This is a genomic window from Methylobacterium sp. A54F, assembly GCF_053346035.1.
On the sequence record NZ_JBKFBF010000002.1, the window covers coordinates 536440 to 554073 of the forward strand.

The 17634-nt window shown below is 73.1% G+C and carries 16 protein-coding genes; 10 read left to right on the forward strand and 6 right to left on the reverse strand.

The features are described from left to right. Nucleotides 1-14: 14 nt before the first annotated feature. Complete coding sequence (locus ACLBXP_RS06160; RefSeq protein ID WP_447666687.1) at nucleotides 15-1028, forward strand: adenosine kinase; 1014 nt, start codon at nucleotides 15-17, stop codon at nucleotides 1026-1028. Here ACLBXP_RS06160 and ACLBXP_RS06165 read toward each other — a convergent pair whose 3' ends face one another. The 3 genes from ACLBXP_RS06165 to ubiG all read right to left on the reverse strand — a co-directional run bounded on the left by ACLBXP_RS06165 (nucleotide 1029) and on the right by ubiG (nucleotide 3530). After that, nucleotides 1029-2003 (reverse strand): NADPH:quinone oxidoreductase family protein, encoded by a 975-nt coding sequence (locus tag ACLBXP_RS06165; protein ID WP_447666688.1) that lies wholly within the window; start codon nucleotides 2001-2003, stop codon nucleotides 1029-1031. Nucleotides 2004-2167: 164 nt separating this feature from the next. Continuing rightward, the gene (locus tag ACLBXP_RS06170; protein WP_447666689.1) at nucleotides 2168-2731 is read right to left on the reverse strand and encodes a YbhB/YbcL family Raf kinase inhibitor-like protein; all 564 of its coding nucleotides are present in this window, start codon (nucleotides 2729-2731) and stop codon (nucleotides 2168-2170) included. 46 nt (nucleotides 2732-2777) lie between these two features. After that, a complete protein-coding gene (gene ubiG / locus ACLBXP_RS06175) occupies nucleotides 2778-3530 on the reverse strand; it encodes a bifunctional 2-polyprenyl-6-hydroxyphenol methylase/3-demethylubiquinol 3-O-methyltransferase UbiG (RefSeq protein ID WP_447666690.1) in 753 nt (250 codons plus the stop codon). Nucleotides 3531-3741: 211 nt separating this feature from the next. Between ubiG and ACLBXP_RS06180 the strand changes: the two genes are divergently transcribed. The 5 genes from ACLBXP_RS06180 (at nucleotide 3742) to ACLBXP_RS06200 (ending at nucleotide 11001) form a co-directional block, all read left to right on the forward strand. Next, a complete protein-coding gene (locus tag ACLBXP_RS06180; RefSeq protein WP_447666691.1) occupies nucleotides 3742-4977 on the forward strand; it encodes an aspartate kinase in 1236 nt (411 codons plus the stop codon). A gap of 80 nt (nucleotides 4978-5057) precedes the next feature. After that, complete coding sequence (ptsP, locus tag ACLBXP_RS06185; RefSeq protein ID WP_447666692.1) at nucleotides 5058-7316, forward strand: phosphoenolpyruvate--protein phosphotransferase; 2259 nt, start codon at nucleotides 5058-5060, stop codon at nucleotides 7314-7316. A 108-nt stretch (nucleotides 7317-7424) separates the two neighbouring features. After that, complete coding sequence (prfA, locus tag ACLBXP_RS06190) at nucleotides 7425-8510, forward strand: peptide chain release factor 1 (RefSeq protein WP_447666693.1); 1086 nt, start codon at nucleotides 7425-7427, stop codon at nucleotides 8508-8510. Nucleotides 8511-8599: 89 nt separating this feature from the next. Further along, the gene (prmC, locus tag ACLBXP_RS06195; protein WP_447666735.1) at nucleotides 8600-9430 is read left to right on the forward strand and encodes a peptide chain release factor N(5)-glutamine methyltransferase; all 831 of its coding nucleotides are present in this window, start codon (nucleotides 8600-8602) and stop codon (nucleotides 9428-9430) included. A gap of 485 nt (nucleotides 9431-9915) precedes the next feature. Then, a complete protein-coding gene (locus ACLBXP_RS06200; RefSeq protein ID WP_447666694.1) occupies nucleotides 9916-11001 on the forward strand; it encodes a DUF4167 domain-containing protein in 1086 nt (361 codons plus the stop codon). Between the two features lie 231 nt (nucleotides 11002-11232). Here ACLBXP_RS06200 and ACLBXP_RS06205 read toward each other — a convergent pair whose 3' ends face one another. The 3 genes from ACLBXP_RS06205 to ACLBXP_RS06215 form a co-directional block, all read right to left on the reverse strand. Continuing rightward, the gene (locus ACLBXP_RS06205) at nucleotides 11233-11964 is read right to left on the reverse strand and encodes an RlmE family RNA methyltransferase (RefSeq protein WP_447666736.1); all 732 of its coding nucleotides are present in this window, start codon (nucleotides 11962-11964) and stop codon (nucleotides 11233-11235) included. Beyond that, on the reverse strand, nucleotides 11961-13082 hold the full coding sequence (locus ACLBXP_RS06210) for a Ppx/GppA phosphatase family protein (protein WP_447666695.1): 1122 nt from the start codon (nucleotides 13080-13082) through the stop codon (nucleotides 11961-11963). Before ACLBXP_RS06210 ends, ACLBXP_RS06205 begins: the two co-directional genes overlap by 4 nt. Before the next feature lie 145 nt (nucleotides 13083-13227). After that, nucleotides 13228-13701: a response regulator gene (locus tag ACLBXP_RS06215; RefSeq protein WP_447666696.1), complete on the reverse strand. Its 474-nt coding sequence runs from the start codon at nucleotides 13699-13701 to the stop codon at nucleotides 13228-13230. 362 nt (nucleotides 13702-14063) lie between these two features. Between ACLBXP_RS06215 and ACLBXP_RS06220 the strand changes: the two genes are divergently transcribed. From ACLBXP_RS06220 to ACLBXP_RS06235, 4 genes are all read left to right on the forward strand, one after another. Beyond that, nucleotides 14064-14834, forward strand: coding sequence for a cold-shock protein (locus tag ACLBXP_RS06220; RefSeq protein ID WP_447666697.1), 771 nt, complete (start codon nucleotides 14064-14066; stop codon nucleotides 14832-14834). 199 nt (nucleotides 14835-15033) lie between these two features. Continuing rightward, complete coding sequence (locus tag ACLBXP_RS06225; protein WP_447666698.1) at nucleotides 15034-15333, forward strand: hypothetical protein; 300 nt, start codon at nucleotides 15034-15036, stop codon at nucleotides 15331-15333. A gap of 185 nt (nucleotides 15334-15518) precedes the next feature. Further along, entirely contained in the window at nucleotides 15519-16532 is a 1014-nt protein-coding gene (locus ACLBXP_RS06230; protein WP_447666699.1) for an asparaginase, read from the forward strand. 172 nt (nucleotides 16533-16704) lie between these two features. Continuing rightward, nucleotides 16705-17634, forward strand: a complete 930-nt coding sequence (locus ACLBXP_RS06235; protein WP_447666700.1) for an AEC family transporter — start codon at nucleotides 16705-16707, stop codon at nucleotides 17632-17634.

Below are 17634 nucleotides of genomic sequence, written 5' to 3' on the forward strand. Positions count from 1 at the left end.
CCGAGGCTGCCCGCATGACCGAACCGCTCGATCTCCTCGTCCTCGGCAACGCCATCGTCGACCTGATCGCCCGCACCGAGGAGAGCTTCCTCGTCGAGCAGGGCGTGCACAAGGGCGCCATGCAGCTGATCGACGAGGCGCGGGCCGAGGCGCTGTTCGACGCCATGGGGCCGGCCACCATCGTCTCCGGGGGGTCCGGCGCCAACACCGCGGTCGGCGCCGCGATCCTCGGTGCCCGGACCGGCTTCGTCGGCAAGGTGCGGGCGGACGAGCTCGGCGGCCTGTTCGGGCACGACCTCAAGGCCACCGGCGTGCGCTTCCCCGTCGCGCCCGCCGAGGACGGACCGGCCACCGCGCGCTGCTTCATCCTGGTGACGCCGGACGGCGAGCGCACCATGAACACGTACCTCGGCGCCTGCCAGGGCCTCTCCCCGGCCGACGTCGACGAGGCGACCGCGGCGAGCGCCCGCACGATCTACCTCGAGGGCTACCTCTGGGACCCGCCGGCCGCCAAGGAGGCCTTCCGCAAGGCCGTGACGATCGCCCACGGCGCCGGCAACGCGGTCGCCCTCACGCTGTCGGACGCCTTCTGCGTCGACCGCTACCGCGAGGAGTTCCTGGGCCTCGTCCGGGACGGCAGCATCGACATCCTGTTCGCCAACATCGGCGAGCTGAAAAGCCTCTACCAGACCGAGGACGCGGACGAGGCGGTGCGCGCCCTCTCGGCGGAGCGGAACGGCCGCGGAATGCACCTCCTCGGCCTCGTCACCCGCTCCGAGCAGGGGGCGCTGGTGGTGAAGGGCGGCGAGGTCCGCGCCGTCGAGGCGGCGCCCGTCGAGCACGTCGTGGACACGACGGGCGCGGGCGACCTGTTCGCGGCAGGGTTCCTCGCCGGCCACGCCCGCGGCCTCGACAACGTCGCGAGCGCCCGCCTCGGGGCTCTCGCCGCCGCCGAGGTCATCGGCCATATCGGCGCCCGACCCCAGGCCGACCTCGTGGCCATGGCCCGGGAGCGCCGGCTCATCTGATCAGGGCCGCAGCAGCACCTTGCCGACCGCCTCGCGGCGCTTGAGCAGGCCGAGGGCCGCCGCGTAATCCGCCAGCGGGTAGGTGCCGTGGATCTTCACGGTGAGCCGGCCCTCGGCGGCCCAGGCCAGGAGCCGCCGCTGGTTCGCCTGGTGCGCCTCGGGCTCGCGCTCCACGAAGGCGCCCCAGAACACGCCCTGCACGTCGCAGCCCTTGAGGAGCATCAGGTTGAGGGGAAGCCGCGGGATCTCGCCGGCCGCGAAGCCGACCACGAGGTAGCGGCCCTTCCAGGCCATCGCCCGCAGCGCCGGCTCCGCGAAGGGGCCGCCCACCGCATCGTAGACCACGTTCACTCCGGCGCCGCCGGTGGCGCGGCGCAGTTCGTCCTTCAGCGTCTCGGGATCGTAGACGAGGCCGACCTCCGCCCCATGGGCGCGGGCGGCGGCGAGCTTGTCCTCCGACGAGGCGCAGGCGATCACCCGGGCACCGAGCAGCACGCCGAGCTCCACCGCCGCGAGCCCGACCCCGCCCGAGGCGCCGAGCACCGCGAGCCATTCGCCTGGCTGGATCCGGGCCCGGTCGTGGAGCGCGTGCAGGGAGGTCCCGTAGGTGATGGTGAAGCCCGCCGCGGTCTCGTCGCTTACCCCGTCCGGCACAGGGGTGAGGTGGCGCGCATGGATCGCGACCCGCTCGCGGGCCGCCCCGTAGCCGGCATGGACCACCACGCGGTCGCCGACCGCGAAGCCCTCCGTGCCGGGGCCGAGCGCCTCGACCACGCCGCAGGCCTCGCCGCTCGGAGAGAAGGGCAGCTCCGGCTTCGTCTGGTACTTGCCGGCGATGATCAGCGTGTCGAAGAAGTTGAGGGCCGCCACGCTGATGCGCACCACCGCCTCGCCGGTTCCGGCCTCGGGCTCCGGCACCTCTTCAATCGCCAGGTCCTCCGGCCCCCCGAGCCGCGTGCACAGCAGCGCCTTCATCGTCCGAACCCTCCCGTATCCCGGCCTGCTTGTGCGGTTTCGCGAAGCTTCGCAAGCGGGGGGGACGGCCGAGGAAATCGGACCGGGTGCGGGTGAGCGGAGCCGCGCCTCCCCATCCTGGGCCCCTTCGGATCGGAGCCGGCATCGGATCGCGGCTCGTTCGATCAGTCCCGCCGGTAGGTTCCGATGAGGTCGCCCCGGGCCAGCACGTGGCCCGTCATCGCGCTCACCAGCGCCTTCCGCCCGGGCTGCTCGGTGAGGCCGAGGGCGCGGTCGAGGGCGTAGACCTGGAAGACGTAGCGGTGGGGGCCGTGGCCGGTGGGCGGGTCCGGCGGCAGCCAGCCCGTCTTCAGGAAGCTGTTGCGGCCGAGATCGTGCGCGTCCGGGGCTCCCGTGAGCGCACCCTCGGCGAGGCCGCCGTCCCGGCCGGGCAGGTTCCAGGCGATCAGGTGGACGAGGGGCTGGGGCGTCGGGCTGTCGGCATCCTCGGCCAGCAGGACCACGCCCTCCGTGCCGGCCGGCAGACCCGCCCAGGCGATGGCCGGCGAGACGCCCGCGCCGTCCGCGGTGCAGCGGGGCGGGATCGCCCCACCGTCCGCGACGGTCTCGCTCGTGACCCGGATCGTGTCCGGCACGTCCGCGAAGGCGGCGTGGCAGGCGGTCTTCTCCAGCCCGGCCTTGAGGCCGGACAGGGCCGCGCCGACTGCGCGGGGAAGTTTCTCGAGCATCGGGCCTCCTGCCGTGTCGCGGTCAACGGCGGGGCGGCGCTCCGGTTCAGCCGGCCGGGCCGGCGGGGCGCGCGGCCGTGACCATGTAGTTGACGGCGGTGTCGCGGCTCGTCTGCCAGGAATCGCCCACCGGGTTGTAGGCCACCCCCGTCGTGTCCGTGACCGAGAGGCCGCCCGCTTCGAGCGCGCGGCGCAGCTCGTCCGGCCTGACGAACTTCTCCCAGTCGTGCGTGCCCCGCGGCAGCCAGCCGAGGACGTACTCCGCCCCCACGATGGCGAGCGCGAAGGAGCGCATGGTCCGGTTCAGGGTGGCGGCGAACAGGAGGCCGCCGGGCTTCACCGCGCGGGCGGCGGTCGCCACGAAGGCCGGCATGTCGGAGACGTGCTCCACGACCTCCATGATCAGCACCACGTCGAAGCGGCCGCCCGCGGCGACGACCGCCTCGATCGTCTCCGCCCAATAATCGACCGCGACGCCCTCGGCCTCCGCGTGGGCGCGCGCCGCCGCGATGTTCCTGGCGGCCGGGTCGAGACCCGTGACCTGGGCGCCGAGCCGGGCGAGCGGCTCCGAGAGCACGCCGCCGCCGCAGCCGACATCGACCACCGAGAGGCCGTCGAGGCTGAACGGCGCCCTCGGGTCCCGCCCGAAATGGGCGCAGGCGGCGTCGCGGATGTAGGCGAGGCGCACCGGGTTGAAGCGGTGCAGCACCCGCATGGGTCCGTGCGGGTCCCACCACGTCGCGGCGAGCGCGTCGAAGCGGGCGACCTCGTCGCGGTCGATGGAGGCGTCTGGGGGCATCGGGCTCAAGGGTTGGCGGCGGGGCCGGCGGGCGCGGGTTGCGATTGTTGACAGGCTGGCCCCCCCCTTGTACCCGCCGGGGGCCGGTCCCGATACGGGGTGAGGCCCGCGCGTTGCGCCCGGGCCGCGCGGCACCTCTCAGGCAAAGCCGCCGGGCAGCCCGCCGGGCCACCCTGCCCCGGCCGATCTGGACGAGCGACGCGGACGCGACATGCCCCGTTTGGTGATGAAATTCGGCGGCACCTCGGTCGCCACCGTCGACCGCATCCGCAACGTGGCGCGCCACGTCGCCCGCGAGGTGGCGGCGGGCTACGACGTGGCGGTGGTGGTCTCGGCGATGTCCGGCAAGACCAACGAGCTCGTCGGCTGGGTGAAGGACGCGAACGCGCTCTACGACGAGGCCGAGTACGACACGGTCGTGGCCTCGGGCGAGCAGGTCACCTCGGGCCTCCTCGCCATCGCCCTGCAGAAGGACGGGCTCAAGGCCCGCTCCTGGCAGGGCTGGCAGATCCCGATCCACGCCTCCGCGGCGCACGGCGCGGCCCGCATCACCGGCATCGAGCCCGCGAACCTGGAGGCGGGCTTCCGGCGCGGCGAGGTGGCGGTGATCTCGGGCTTCCAGGGCGTCGAGCCGGGCACCGGCCGCATCGCGACCCTCGGCCGGGGCGGCTCGGACACCAGCGCGGTGGCGGTGGCGGCCGCCATCGGCGCCGAGCGCTGCGACATCTACACGGACGTCGACGGCGTCTACACCACCGATCCGCGCATCGTGCCCAAGGCGCGGCGCATGGAGCGCGTCACCTTCGAGGAGATGCTGGAGATGGCCTCCCTCGGCGCGAAGGTGCTGCAGGTGCGCTCGGTGGAGCTTGCCATGGTGCACCGGGTGCCGACCACCGTGCGGTCGAGCTTCGACCCGCCGGACGCCGCCCGCCCCGGCACCCTCATCTGCGACGAGGACGACAGCGTGGAACAGCAGATCATCACCGGGATCGCCTTCGCCAAGGACGAGGCGCAGATCACGCTGCGCTCCGTGAAGGACAGCCCCGGCGTCGCCGCGGCGATCTTCGGGCCGCTCGCGGACGCCAACATCAACGTGGACATGATCATCCAGACGGTGTCCGGCGACGCGTCCACGACCGACATGACCTTCACGGTCCCGACCGCCGACTACGAGCGCGCCCGCCAGATCCTCGCCGAGCAGCGCGACACCATCGCGTACGGCCAGATCGAGGGCGCCACCGACGTCGTGAAGGTCTCGGCGATCGGCGTCGGCATGCGCTCCCACGCGGGCGTGGCCGCCAAGGCCTTCCGGGCGCTCGCCCAGAAGGGCATCAACATCCGCGCCATCACCACCTCGGAGATCAAGTTCTCCGTGCTCATCGACGCCGCCTATACGGAGCTTGCCGTCCGCACGCTCCACTCGCTATACGGCCTCGATCAGGCTTGAGAGCACCGGCGCCGCCCCGGCGCCGAGGCCGCGCCGGCCCCTAGGTTGCACCGGCCCTCTGACGGTGGATTGACGAGACGATGCCCGCTGCGCCCGGAGGCCCGCGCCTGCTGCTGCGCCGCCTCCGCGAAGCGATGGCGGAGCCGGTCAGCCCCCAGGCGCGCCTGGACCGCATCGTGGTCCTCATCGCCGCCAACGTCGTAGCCGAGGTCTGCTCTGTCTACGTGCTGCGCGACGACAACACCCTGGAGTTGTTCGCCACCGAGGGCCTGAACCGCGAGGCGGTCCACCTCACCCGGATGCGCGCCGACGAGGGCCTCGTCGGCCTGATCGCGCAGACGGCCGAGCCGCTCTCGCTCTCGGACGCCCAATCCCACCCGGCCTTCTCCTACCGCCCCGAGACGGGCGAGGAGGCCTATCACGCCTTCCTGGGCGTGCCGCTCCTGCGAGCCGGCAACACGCTGGGCGTCCTCGTCGTCCAGAACCAGACCTACCGGGTCTATTCCGACGAGGAGATCGAGGCCCTCCAGACCACCGCCATGGTGCTCTCGGAGATGATCGCCTCGGGCGAATTGCAGAGCCTCGCCCCCGGCGCCGGCACCGCGGCGCGCCGGCCCGTGACCCAGCGCGGCGTGGCGCTCGCCGACGGCATCGGCCTCGGCCACGTGGTGCTGCACGAGCCGCGCATCGTCGTGAAGACGCTGATCGCCGAGAACGTCGAGCGGGAGGTCGAGCGCCTGGAGGCGGCCATCGCCGAGGTGCGCTCGGCGATCGACGACCTGATCGAGCGCGGCGACCTGATCGGCACCGGCGAGTCGCGCGAGGTCCTCGAGACCGTGCGCATGTTCGCCCACGACAAGGGCTGGCTGCGCCGGATGCGCGAGGCCGTCGCGTCGGGCCTGACCGCCGAGGCCGCCGTCGAGCGCGTGCAGTCGGACAACCGCGCCCGCATGATGCGCCAGAGCGACCCCTACCTGCGGGACCGCCTGCACGACCTCGACGACCTCGCCAACCGCCTGCTGCGCCAGCTCGTCGGCCACGAGGAGGCAGGCGGCGCGCTGCCCGACAACATGATCCTGGTGGCCCGCTCCATGGGCCCGGCGGCGCTCCTCGAATACGACCCGACCCGGCTGCGCGGCCTCGTCCTGGAAGAGGGCGGGCCGACGAGCCACATCGCCATCGTCGCCCGCGCCCTCGGCGTGCCCGCGGTCGGCGAGGTCGCCAACGCCACCGCCCTGTGCGATTCCGGCGACGCCATCATCGTCGACGCCCTGGCGGGCGAGATCCACGTCCGCCCGGGGCCGGAGATCGAGGCGGCCTACGCCGAGATGGTGCGCCTGCGCGCCCGCCGGCAGGAGCAGTACCGGGCGCTGCGCGACGTGCCCGCGGTCACCCGCGACGGCGTGCGGATCGGCCTGAACCTCAATGCCGGCCTCCTCGTGGACCTCACCCACCTCAACGAGACCGGCGCCGAGGGCATCGGCCTGTTCCGCACCGAGCTGCAATTCATGGTGGCCGAGCGCATGCCCTCGGCGGCCGAGCAGCAGACCCTCTACGAGGCGGTGTTCGCCGCGACCGGCGAGCGGCCCGTCACCATCCGCACCCTCGACATCGGCGGCGACAAGATCCTGCCCTACATGCCCAAGCTCGAGGAGGAGAACCCGGCGCTCGGCTGGCGGGCGATCCGCATCGGCCTCGACCGCCCGGCGCTCCTGCGGGTGCAGCTGCGCGCGCTCCTGAAGGCGGCGGGCGGGCGCCCCCTCAAGATCATGTTCCCGATGGTGGCGACCGTCGACGAGTTCGTGCGCGCCAAGGCCATTGTCGAGCGCGAGAAGGCGCACCTGCGCCGGCACGGACACCCCCTGCCGAGCGACTGCCGGCTCGGCGCCATGATCGAGGTGCCCTCGCTCCTGTTCCAGATCGACGAGATCGCGACGGTGGCGGACTTCCTCTCGGTCGGGTCGAACGACCTGATGCAGTTCCTGTTCGCGGTCGACCGGGAGAACCGCCGGGTCGCCGACCGCTTCGACCCCCTGTGCGCCGCGGCGATCCGGGCCTTCCGCCTGATCGCGGAGCGCGCCAACGCGGCGGAGTGCCCCGTCACCGTCTGCGGCGAGATCGGCGGCCGCCCGCTGGAGGCGATGGCGCTGATCGGCATGGGCTTCCGCCACCTGTCGATGTCGCCGGCCGCCATCGGCCCCCTGAAGGCCATGGTGCTGAGCCTCGATGCGGGGGCGGTCACGGAGCTGATCGACACCGAGATGGCGCGGGCGAGCGACGGGGCCTCGCTCCGTCCCGCACTCACCGCCTTCGCGAAGGCGCACGGCGTGCCTATCTAGTCGGCACGCGGACGCGCCGGCCCGGCGCGACACGCCACCGGGCCGCCCCGCCCCGCGGCGACGGGCCGCCCCTCACCAAACACGCGAACCCAGAGCAACATCCGGGCGATGACCCCACTACCTCCCGAGCGGCTCGACGCCATCCTGGTGCGCCACGACATCGTGACCGCGACGCTGAGCGCCGGCTCCGCCGATTCCGACACCTTCGTGCAGCTCTCCCGCGAGCTCGCCGAGCTCGACCCCGTGGTGGCCGCCATCCGCGCCTACCGGGCCGCGGCCGAGAACCTGGCGGGCGTCGAGGCGCTGATCGACGATCCCGCCAGCGATTCGGAGATGCGCGCCCTCGCGGCCGACGAGAAGCCGGAGGCCGAGGCCGCCCTCGAGGCCGCCCACCGCAGCCTGCAGCTGATGCTGCTGCCCAAGGACGCGGCCGACGAGAAGAGCGCGATCCTCGAGGTCCGCGCGGGCACTGGCGGCGACGAGGCGGCGCTGTTCGCGGGCGACCTGTTCCGGATGTACGCCAAATACGCCGAGGCCAAGGGCTGGCGCGTCGAGGTGATCTCGGAGAGCGAGGGCACGGTCGGCGGCTACCGCGAGGTGGTGGCCGAGGTGAAGGGCCGCGGCGTCTTCGCCCGCCTGAAGTTCGAGAGCGGTGCCCACCGGGTGCAGCGGGTACCCGACACCGAGACGCAGGGGCGCATCCACACCTCGGCGGCGACCGTCGCGGTGCTGCCCGAAGCAGAGGAGGTCGACATCGTGATCAACGATGCCGATCTGAAGATCGACACCATGCGGGCGCAGGGCGCCGGCGGCCAGCACGTCAACAAGACCGAGTCGGCGATCCGCATCACCCACGTGCCGAGCGGCATCGTGGTGTTCGTGCAGGAGGAGCGCTCGCAGCACAAGAACCGGGCCCGGGCCATGGCGCTGCTGCGCGCCCGCCTGTTCGACGCCGAGCGCAGCGCGAAGGATTCCGCGCGGGCCGCCGACCGCAAGGCGCAGGTCGGCTCGGGCGACCGCTCCGAGCGCATCCGCACCTACAACTTCCCGCAGGCGCGGGTCACCGACCACCGCATCAACCTGACCCTCTACAAGCTGGAGGAGGTGCTCGCCGGCACCGCCCTCGACGAGCTGGTGGACGCCCTGGTCACCGAGCATCAGGCGGAGCTGCTCGCCGCCGAGGGCATGGGGTGAGCGCTCCGCGGGCTGCGCCGGAGGAGCCGGCAGCGGCGCTCGACCCGAAAGCAGGCGCCTTCGGCCCAGCGACGCCGCGCCGCGAAGCCCTGCGGGGCCTGTCCGAGCGCCTGCGGGCCGGCGGCATCGGCGACGCGGCGGGCGAGGCGCGCTTCCTCGTCCTCGGTCTGCTCGGCTTGGCGCGCGCCGACCTCGTGCTGGCCGGGGGAGAGCCCATCGGCCCCAGGGGCGCCGCATGCCTTGCGGAGGCCGCGGCGCGGCGGTTGGCCGGGGAGCCGGTCGCCCGCATCCTCGGGGAATGGGAGTTTTGGGGCCTCACCTTCCGGCTCTCGCCCGAGACCCTGGTGCCGCGCCCCGACACCGAGACCCTGGTGGAGACGGCCCTGCGCCTGTACCCGCCCCTCGCCCCGCGCATCCTCGACCTCGGCACCGGTTCGGGCTGCATCCTGGTGGCTCTGCTGGCGGAGCGCCCCGGCGCCTTCGGGGTCGGGCTCGACCGGTCGCATGGCGCCCTGGTGACCGCCCGCGCCAACGCCGAGGCGAACGGCGTCGGCGCCCGCGCCGCCTTCCTGCGCGGCGACTGGTGCGCGGCGCTCGCCGGGCCCTTCGACCTCGTCGTGTCGAACCCCCCCTACATCGCGAGCCCAATCATCCCGACCCTGGACGCGGCGGTCCGCGCCCACGATCCGGGCGCCGCCCTCGACGGGGGCGCGGACGGGCTCGACGCCTACCGGGCGATCCTCGCCGCCGCACGACCCGGCGCGGGGCTCGTCGCGCCGGGCGGCCGGCTGATCCTGGAGATCGGCTACGACCAGGCCGAGGCCGTGGACCGGCTCGGCCGGGCGGCGGGCTGGGGGCCGGCCGAGCGGGTGCGCGACCTCGCCGGAAACCCGCGCGTGCTCGCGTTCGGGCCGGCGTGAAGACGGGCCGGAAGACGGGCCGATTGTGTTGCGGAAGTCGCGCCCGCCGCCAATTCGAGAAAATGCTTGTTGAGTCAGCTTCCTGCGTCTAGAGTCGGCTTGCAGATCGCGAACGTTCCGTTAAGACGGACGGCGGTAAGGTCGGTGACGATCACGTCCGCCGAGCTGTTCTCCGATCTCCCCACCACCGAGCAGGCGCGGATCCGGTGTCGCGATGCGGCTCGGTGGGCTTCGAACCTGACAATCGAACGGCGTCCTAGACGCGAGCGTAGGCCCCGATTGGACGGGACAGACGGCGGGCAAGGCGAACGGATCGCGGATCGGCATCGACGGAACTTTGATCGACGGACATCCGATCGGCGCACACGCCGCAGCGGGCCCGGAGCCGGGCGCGCGGCCGCCATGCCAGCGACACCTTCCGCCAGCGAGATTTTCGCACGAATGAGGGTCAATCGAGACCGATGAGACCAAACCAGAATCGACGGATGCGCGGCCGCAATCGGCCGAAGGGCCCCAATCCCCTGACCCGCTCCTACGAATCCAACGGCCCCGACGTCAAAATCCGCGGCACCGCCCAGCACATCGCCGACAAGTACGCGCAGCTCGCGCGCGACGCTCAGGCGGCCGGCGACCCCGTGGCGGCCGAGAACTACTTCCAGCACGGCGAGCATTATTTCCGGATCATCTCGACCGCCCAGGAGCAGACCCGGCAGCAGACGGGCCTCGGCTACGCGCGCCAATCCTACGAGGACGACCTCGAGGAGGGCGACGAGGAGGGCGGTCAGGGCTACGGCGCCCCCCAGGGCTACAATGGCGCCTACGGCAACGACGATTACGTCGACCCGGGCCAGCAGCCCCAGCCCTACGAGGGCCGGCAGGACGACGGCCGCCAGGTTGATGGCCGCCAGGGCGGCGATCGCCAAGGCGGCGACCGGCAGGGCGGCGACCGTCAGCAGAACCGCGGCGACCGGCAGGAGCGGCGCGACCGCTTCCAGAACCGGGGCGACCGCAACCAGCGCTTCGAGAACCGCTTCGACGGCCAGCGCCAGGACCGGCAGGACTACAACCGTCAGGACTCGCGCCAGGACGGGCGCCAAGACGGTCGTCAGGAGCCCCGCCAGGACCGGCAGGATGCCCGCCAGGATTCACGCCAGGACGGCCGGCCGGACTACCGCCAGGACCAGCCGCGTGAGGCCTTCCGCGAGAACCGCCCCGACCGGCAGGATCGCGCCGAGCGCCAGGATCGTCAGGACCGCCCCGAGCGGCAGGACCGTCCCGAGCGTCAGGAGCAGCCGCGCGCCGAGGCGCCGGTCCGCGAGCCGCCCGCCCGCCGCGAGCGCCGCCGCGAGGAGCCCCGCGCCGAGGAGCCCACGGGCCTCCCCGCCTTCCTGATGACCCCGCCGCGCCCGCCGGTCTCCGAGCCGGCCCCGGAGCCGGCCCTGAACGGCGGGGCCCCTGAGGCTGCCCCGGCAGAGGAGGCGGCCCCCAAGGCGCGCCGTCGCCGCCGCCCGCGTTTCGAGGGCACCGAGGCCGGCGAGGCCGCCCCGGAGACGGCGAACTCGGGCGAGTAGTCGCCCGACCCACTTTCGCATCGCGGATGTTCAGAAACCCAGGCCGGCATCGCCCGGCCTGGGTTTTTTCGTTCGCGAACGGGTCGACGGTCGGGGCCAGGGATCCCGCAGGCCGCAGCGTCCGGCACGATTCCCGCCCAGTCCCGGCAGGCCTGGACGCGGCGGATCAGGCGGCGGTGGCAGGCGGGTGGGGCGTCGCGAGCGACAGCGCCCATTCGGGGAGCACGGCCCCTACGCCTCGTCGTCCTCGCCGGTCACCGCCGGGCCGAGGGCGCCCCGATAGCCCGTGGCGAGCACGTAGAGTTCGCTGGAATCCGCGCGGCTCGCGGCGGGCTTCACGTGGCGCACGGTGGTGAAGTCGCGCTTCAGGTCGGTGAGCAGGCTGCCCTCGGTGCCGCCCTGCAGCACCTTGGCGAGGTAGGCGCCGCCCGGCGCCAGCACCTCCCGGGCGAACTCCGCGGCGGTCTCGGCGAGACCGATGATGCGCAGGTGGTCGGTTTTCTTGTGGCCGGTGGCGTTGGCGGCCATGTCGGACATCACGATGTCGGCCGGGCCGCCGAGCAGCGTCGTGAGGCGGGCGGGCGCCTCGGGATCGAGGAAGTCGAGGGTGATGAACGCGACGCCCGCCATCGGCTCGATCTCAAGGAGGTCGATGCCGACGATGCGGCCGGTGGGGCCCACCACCTTGGCGGCCACCTGCGACCAGCCACCCGGAGCCGCGCCGAGGTCGACGATGCGCTGGCCGGGCCGCAGCAGGCGGTAGCGCTCGTCGATCTCCAGGAGCTTGAAGGCGGCGCGCGAGCGGTAGCCCTCGCGCTTGGCCCGGGCCACGTAGGGGTCGTTGAGCTGGCGCTCCAGCCAGCGCTTCTGCGAGAGGGTGCGCCCGCGCCCCGTCTTCACCCGCTGCTTGAGATCGCCCCGGACGCCGCCGGTGCTGCCGAGGCCGCCGCGCCGGTCGGTCACCGCCAGCCCCCCCGGCACCAGACCCCGTCCTCGCGCATCATGTTCATCAGGAGGCCCTCGCGCAGGCCGCGGTCGGCGATGCGCAGCCGCTCGGACGGGAAGGCCCGCCGGATCGCCTCGAGGATCGCGCAGCCGGCGAGCACGAGGTCGGCCCGGTCGCGGCCGATGCAGGGGTTGTCGGCCCGCTGGTCGAGGCGAGTGTCCAAGAGATCGTCGATCGCCTCGGTGACCTCCTGATCGCTCATCCAGAGCCCGTCCACCCGGCGGCGCTCGTAGCGGGCGAGGCGCAGGTGCATGGCCGCGATGGTGGTGACCGTGCCGGAGGTGCCGAGCAGGTGGAAGTTCGGGGCGGTGGCGGCGGCCGCCGCACGGATCGCGAAGCGGGCGAGGAGGTCCACAACCTCCTCGACCATGCCCTCAAACATCCTGCGCGTGACCTCGGCCCCCCCGTGGCGCTCGGCCAGGGTGACGACGCCGACGGGCAGCGAGTCCCAGGCGCGGATGCGCAGCGTCGGGTCGGTGGAGGGGTTCGCGGCGGCCCCGTCGAGCCAGGCGATCTCCGTCGAGCCGCCGCCGATGTCGAAGATCACGACCGATTCCGCCCGCGGGTCGGCGAGCGCCGCGCAGCCCGTGACCGCGAGGTAGGCCTCGGTCTGGCGGTCGACGATCTCGAGGTCGAGGCCGACCTCGTTGCGCACCCGCCCGACGAACTCCGCGCCGTTGACGGCGAGGCGGCAGGCCTCGGTGGCGATGATCTTGGCGCGCACGACGCCGCGGGCCTGCATCTTGGCCCGGCAGATCTTCAGCGCCTCGACGGTGCGCTCGATGGCCGGCTCGCTGAGCCGGTCGGAATTGCCGAGGCCCTCGCCCAGGCGGACGATGCGCGAGAACGCGTCGATGACCCGGAACCCGTGCGAGGCGGGCTCGGCCACGAGCAGCCGGCAGTTGTTGGTGCCGAGGTCGAGGGCCGCATAGGCGTTGCGGCGGCCGTGGCGGCCGTCCTGCCGCCCCTCCTGCCGGCCATGGTCGGGCCGCCCGTGCGCGGGGGCTCCGTTGCGCGGATGCTGGCTGCCGGCCGCGGGGGCGGCCGGCATCGTGGCGGCACTCTCGTCCCTCATCGGCGGTGCCGATACCCTCGGATACGCGACTGGCCCCGGCGGACCGCCCGGCCATCATTCGGCGTTAAGCCTACCCGGTCCTTCCGGAACTGCAAAGTCTGGTTTTCGACGCTTCCATACCGGTACGGGGGCCGAAATCGGGGGCTCAGATCGGGGACTTGCCGATAGCGGCGGCCCGGGGGGTCGGCCGCAGGAGGCTCTTCACCTGGCCGTAGGGGCGAGGCCGGTTGATGACCTCGTCGAGGCGCGACCACAGGGTCTTGGGCGAGAACGGCTTGGCGATGATCTCGTTGACGCCGATCGAGATCGCGCGGTCCACCACGTTGCGCCGGGGCTGGGCCAGCATCAGGATGATCGGCACCGTGGGGCACGGCGAGGTGGCGGGCGTCCGGGCGAGGCGGATGAACTCCTCGCCCGAGAGGATCGCGAGGTCCCAGTCGATGATGGTCAGGTCGGGCTTGCTCTCGGCGAGCACACCGAGCGCCTCCGCGCCGTCCGGCGCCTCGAGCACCCGCTTGATGCCGACGCGCATGAGCATGTCGCGCACGATGCGGCGGATGTAGAGGCTCTCGTCGACGACGAGGGCGGAGAAGTCCGGGAAGGTCGGGGTCGCGATCATCGGGGCGTCTCGCCGCCGGGCCGGGCGGCGCGAGCATCCTAGGGGAGCGCCCTTTGCGTTTGTGCTAACGCGGTGCCGATTCGATCGTCCCCGCCGGGGCAGGCCGGGCGTTTTGCCGACACCCGGGCGCCCGCCGGCGGGGCAGGACTGTTCCCATCCGTAGTTTGACACCGGAAAGTGCCGGGCCGGACGGCGCGCGCGCAGAAAGGTCCTTGCGGTGAAGCCGGGATTGCGTCAGGACTGAGGCGTTATTCTTGGTTACCGCTAGCCGGGAGTAATGGGAGTGCGGAGCGTGGGTCGTCTGGAATGGCGCGCACGCGGTATTCGAGACGTGGTCGGCGGGACGGTTTTGCGAGCTATCTATGGGACGTGGTCGTGATTTCAGGGGGCCGCAGAAGCGCGGCTTCGAGGACGGTGGCGAGCCGCGGTGGCCTGATCAGGCTCCCCCCAGCGGCGGATACGGCGGTGGCGGCGGTTACGGTGGCGGCGGGTTCGGCGGCGGCGGGTTCGACCGCGGTCCCTCGCGTGCGGCCGCGGCGCCTACCGGACCGGAGCGTGATGCGACGGTGAAGTGGTTCAACAAGGAGAAGGGCTTCGGCTTCGTCGAGCTGGGTGACGGTTCGGGCGACGCCTTCCTTCACATCCGCGCGGTCGAGGCGGCGGGCCATGCCGACCTTCTGCCGGGCACCCGCCTGACGGTCCAGACGGCTCAGGGCCAGAAGGGACCGCAGGTCACCAACGTGACGAGCGTCGACACCTCGACGGCCGAGGCGGCTCCGCCCCGTCGCGAGATGCGGCCCCGCACCGGCGGCTTCGGCGGCGGCGACCGCTTCGGCGGCGGTGACCGTTACGGCGGCGGCGGTGGTGGTGGCTACGGTGGCGGTGGCGGCGGTGGTGGTGGCCGCTTCGCCTCCGGTCCCTCCACGGAGATGACCGGCACGGTGAAGTGGTACGACCCCGCGAAGGGCTTCGGCTTCGTCTCCGTCAACGACGGCGGCAAGGACGTGTTCGTGCACCGCTCCGCCCTGTCGCGGGCCGGGCTCGACTCCCTCGCCGAGGGCCAGCAGGTCACCCTCGCGGTCGTCGACGGGCAGAAGGGCCGCGAGGCCCAGAGCATCAACGTCGACGATTGAGTCCCCCCGGAGCCGCCGACCGACCGGTCCGGCGACTCCGGCCTCGTACGCGGGCGGCATGCCCCCACGAGGCGGCCACGGCCGCATCGTGGGGCGCGCGGCGCGGCGGCCTCGGTTCCGCCGCCTTCACCCGTCGAAAGTCAGAGCGGCGGTCCCGGCCCGGGGCCGCCGTTTGCCGTTCCCGCCGGAGCCCGCTCCCATGATGCGCCACCCGCACCTGCGCCCGACCCGCGCGATCCTGCTCGCCAGCCTGTTCACGTTGCCCGCAGCGACGATGCTGCCGGACCCTGCCGCGGCGGCCGAGGACTTCACGGGCTTCTACGCGGGCGTCAACGCCGGCTACGCGACGGGAGGCGGCCGGGACCGGGGGGCGCTCGTTCCGGCGCCGGGTTCCGCTCCCTCGCCCGGGGCGGCCGACCTGCCGCCGAGCGCGCGCGACGCGGCCCAGGCGCTGCGCAGCCGCGACCGCGGGGACCGGGCGCCCTCCCCCCTCCGCTGACCGCCCGACCTCGGCCGGGCGCCTCGCGCCACGACCGCTCGGGCGCGCCCGCAGGGTCACCGAGCGCGTGACAAACCCCGCCCGGCGCATGCCGTCCCGGGGTTGGTCGGGCGCCGCGACGGGTCGCCCCGCGGCCGGCACCCGTGCTAGGCGCCCCCGGGAGGGCCGGACAGGGCGAAGGGCGGATGAGCGAGCACCCGATGAACGAGGTCGGCGGCGCAGCCGCGCCGCGCGTCGCGGTCGTGGCGACCGGCGGCACCATCGCGATGAAGAATGATCCGGCGACCGGCGCGCCGGTGCCCGCCCTCTCGGGCGAGGATCTCGTCGGCGCGGTGCCGGGGCTCGGGGCGCTCGCGCGCATCGCGGTCACGGAGTTCAGCAACCTCCCGAGCGACGAGATGGGGCCCGCGCTGTGGCCGGAGCTGTCGCGGACCCTCACGCGCCTCCTCGCCGATCCCGAGACCGCCGGCGCCGTCGTCCTCCACGGCACCGACACCCTGGACCAGACCGCCTACTTCCTCGATCTCACCCTGGACGGGGAGAAGCCCGTGGTGATGGTCGGCGCGCAGCGCAACGCGTCGGCGCCCGACACGGACGGCCCCCGCAACCTCCTCGGCGCCGTGCGTCAGGTCCTGGCGGAGGGGGCCCGCGGACAAGGGGTGACCGTGACCCTCAACCACCGGATCAACGCCGCCCGCGAGGTGCGCAAGACCCATACGAGCAACGTCGAGACCTTCAATTCCGGCGAGGCCGGCTTCCTCGGCGCCATCGACGACGACCGGGTGATCTTCAACCGCCGGTCGCTCCGGCGCCAGACCCTGCCGCTGCCGGAGCGGCTGCCGCGAGTCGACATGGTGGCGATGTATGCGGGGGCCGACGGTCACCAGGTCCGCCACGCGGTGGAGAGCGGCGCCGACGCGATCGTGGTGGCGGCCTACGGGTTCGGCAACGTCAACGCCGCGATGCACGACGCCATCGTGGAGGCGATCCGCCGGGGGGTGGCCGTCGTCGTCGCGAGCCAGGTCGAGAACGGGCGGGCACTGCCCGTCTACGGCTTCAAGGGCGGCGGCGACACGCTCGCCCGGGCCGGCGCGGTCTTCGCGGGTGATCTGACGCCCGACAAGGCGCGGGTGCTGACGCTCCTGGCCCTACCGGCCGCGCGGGACCGGGCGGCGCTCCAGGCTGTCTTCGACCGGTGAGCGGCTCAGGCCGCCGATCCGTCCTGCGGAGGCAGGTTGATGATCACGGGCTTCCCGGACACGGGGTCGAGGATGATGATTGCCATCGCGCACTCCTACGCCGTTCCCCCAAGCTGTGCAGTCCGCGCGCGCCGTGTGGCGCTTTTATGATCATTCGGCCCGGCCTCCCGGCATGAACGCCGTCACCATCATCGTCCCGATCTTCGGGATCATCCTGATCGGCTGGGGGGCCGCGCTCCTCGGCCTGCTCTCGGAGCGGGTCAGCGACGGGCTCTCCGAGTACGTCTTCGCCATCGCGGTGCCGGCGCTGATCATCGGCACGCTGACGCGGCCGGGCCTCACGGGCGAGATCGCCTGGGGCTACTGGTTCTCCTACTTCGGGGGCGCCGGCATCGCCTGGGCGGCGGGCTCGCTGATCGCCCTGCGCCGGGCCGGCATCAACCGCCAGGGCGCGATCCTGCACGGCTTCGCGGCGAGCCAGTCCAACACGATCTTCGTCGGCGTGCCGACCATCCTGCAGGCCTACGGGGATGCGGGCGCCTTCCCGCTCTTCCTGCTGCTCGCCGTGCACCTGCCCCTGATGATGGGATGCGCCACCTTCCTGATCGAGGCCGAGGGAGACCGGCCGCTGCTGCACCGGCTGCGCGGCCTCGGCCTCGTGCTGATCAAGAACCCGATCTTCGTGTCCCTGATGATCGGCCTCGCGCTGAAGGGCGGCGGCATCGTCCCGGCCGGCCCCGCCAAGGCCCTCATCGACGCCTTCTCGGCGACCGCTTCCACCTGCGCGCTGATCGCCCTCGGGGCCGGCCTGCGCCGCTACCGCGTGCTGTTCGACCTGCCGGGCGCCCTGGTGATCGCGCTCCTGAAGCTCGTGGTGCACCCGGCGCTCGTCTGGCTCATGGCCTTCCACGTCTTCGCGATGCCGCCGGCCTACGCGGGGGTGGCCACGCTGTTCGCGGCGATGCCGGTCGGCATCAACGCCTACCTGCTCGCCGTCCGCTACCGCACCGAGACCGGGCTCGTCGCCGCCTCGGTGCTCGCCTCGACGCTTCTCGCGCCGATCACGACGCTGACCTGGCTCGCGATCCTCGGCCGCGCCTGA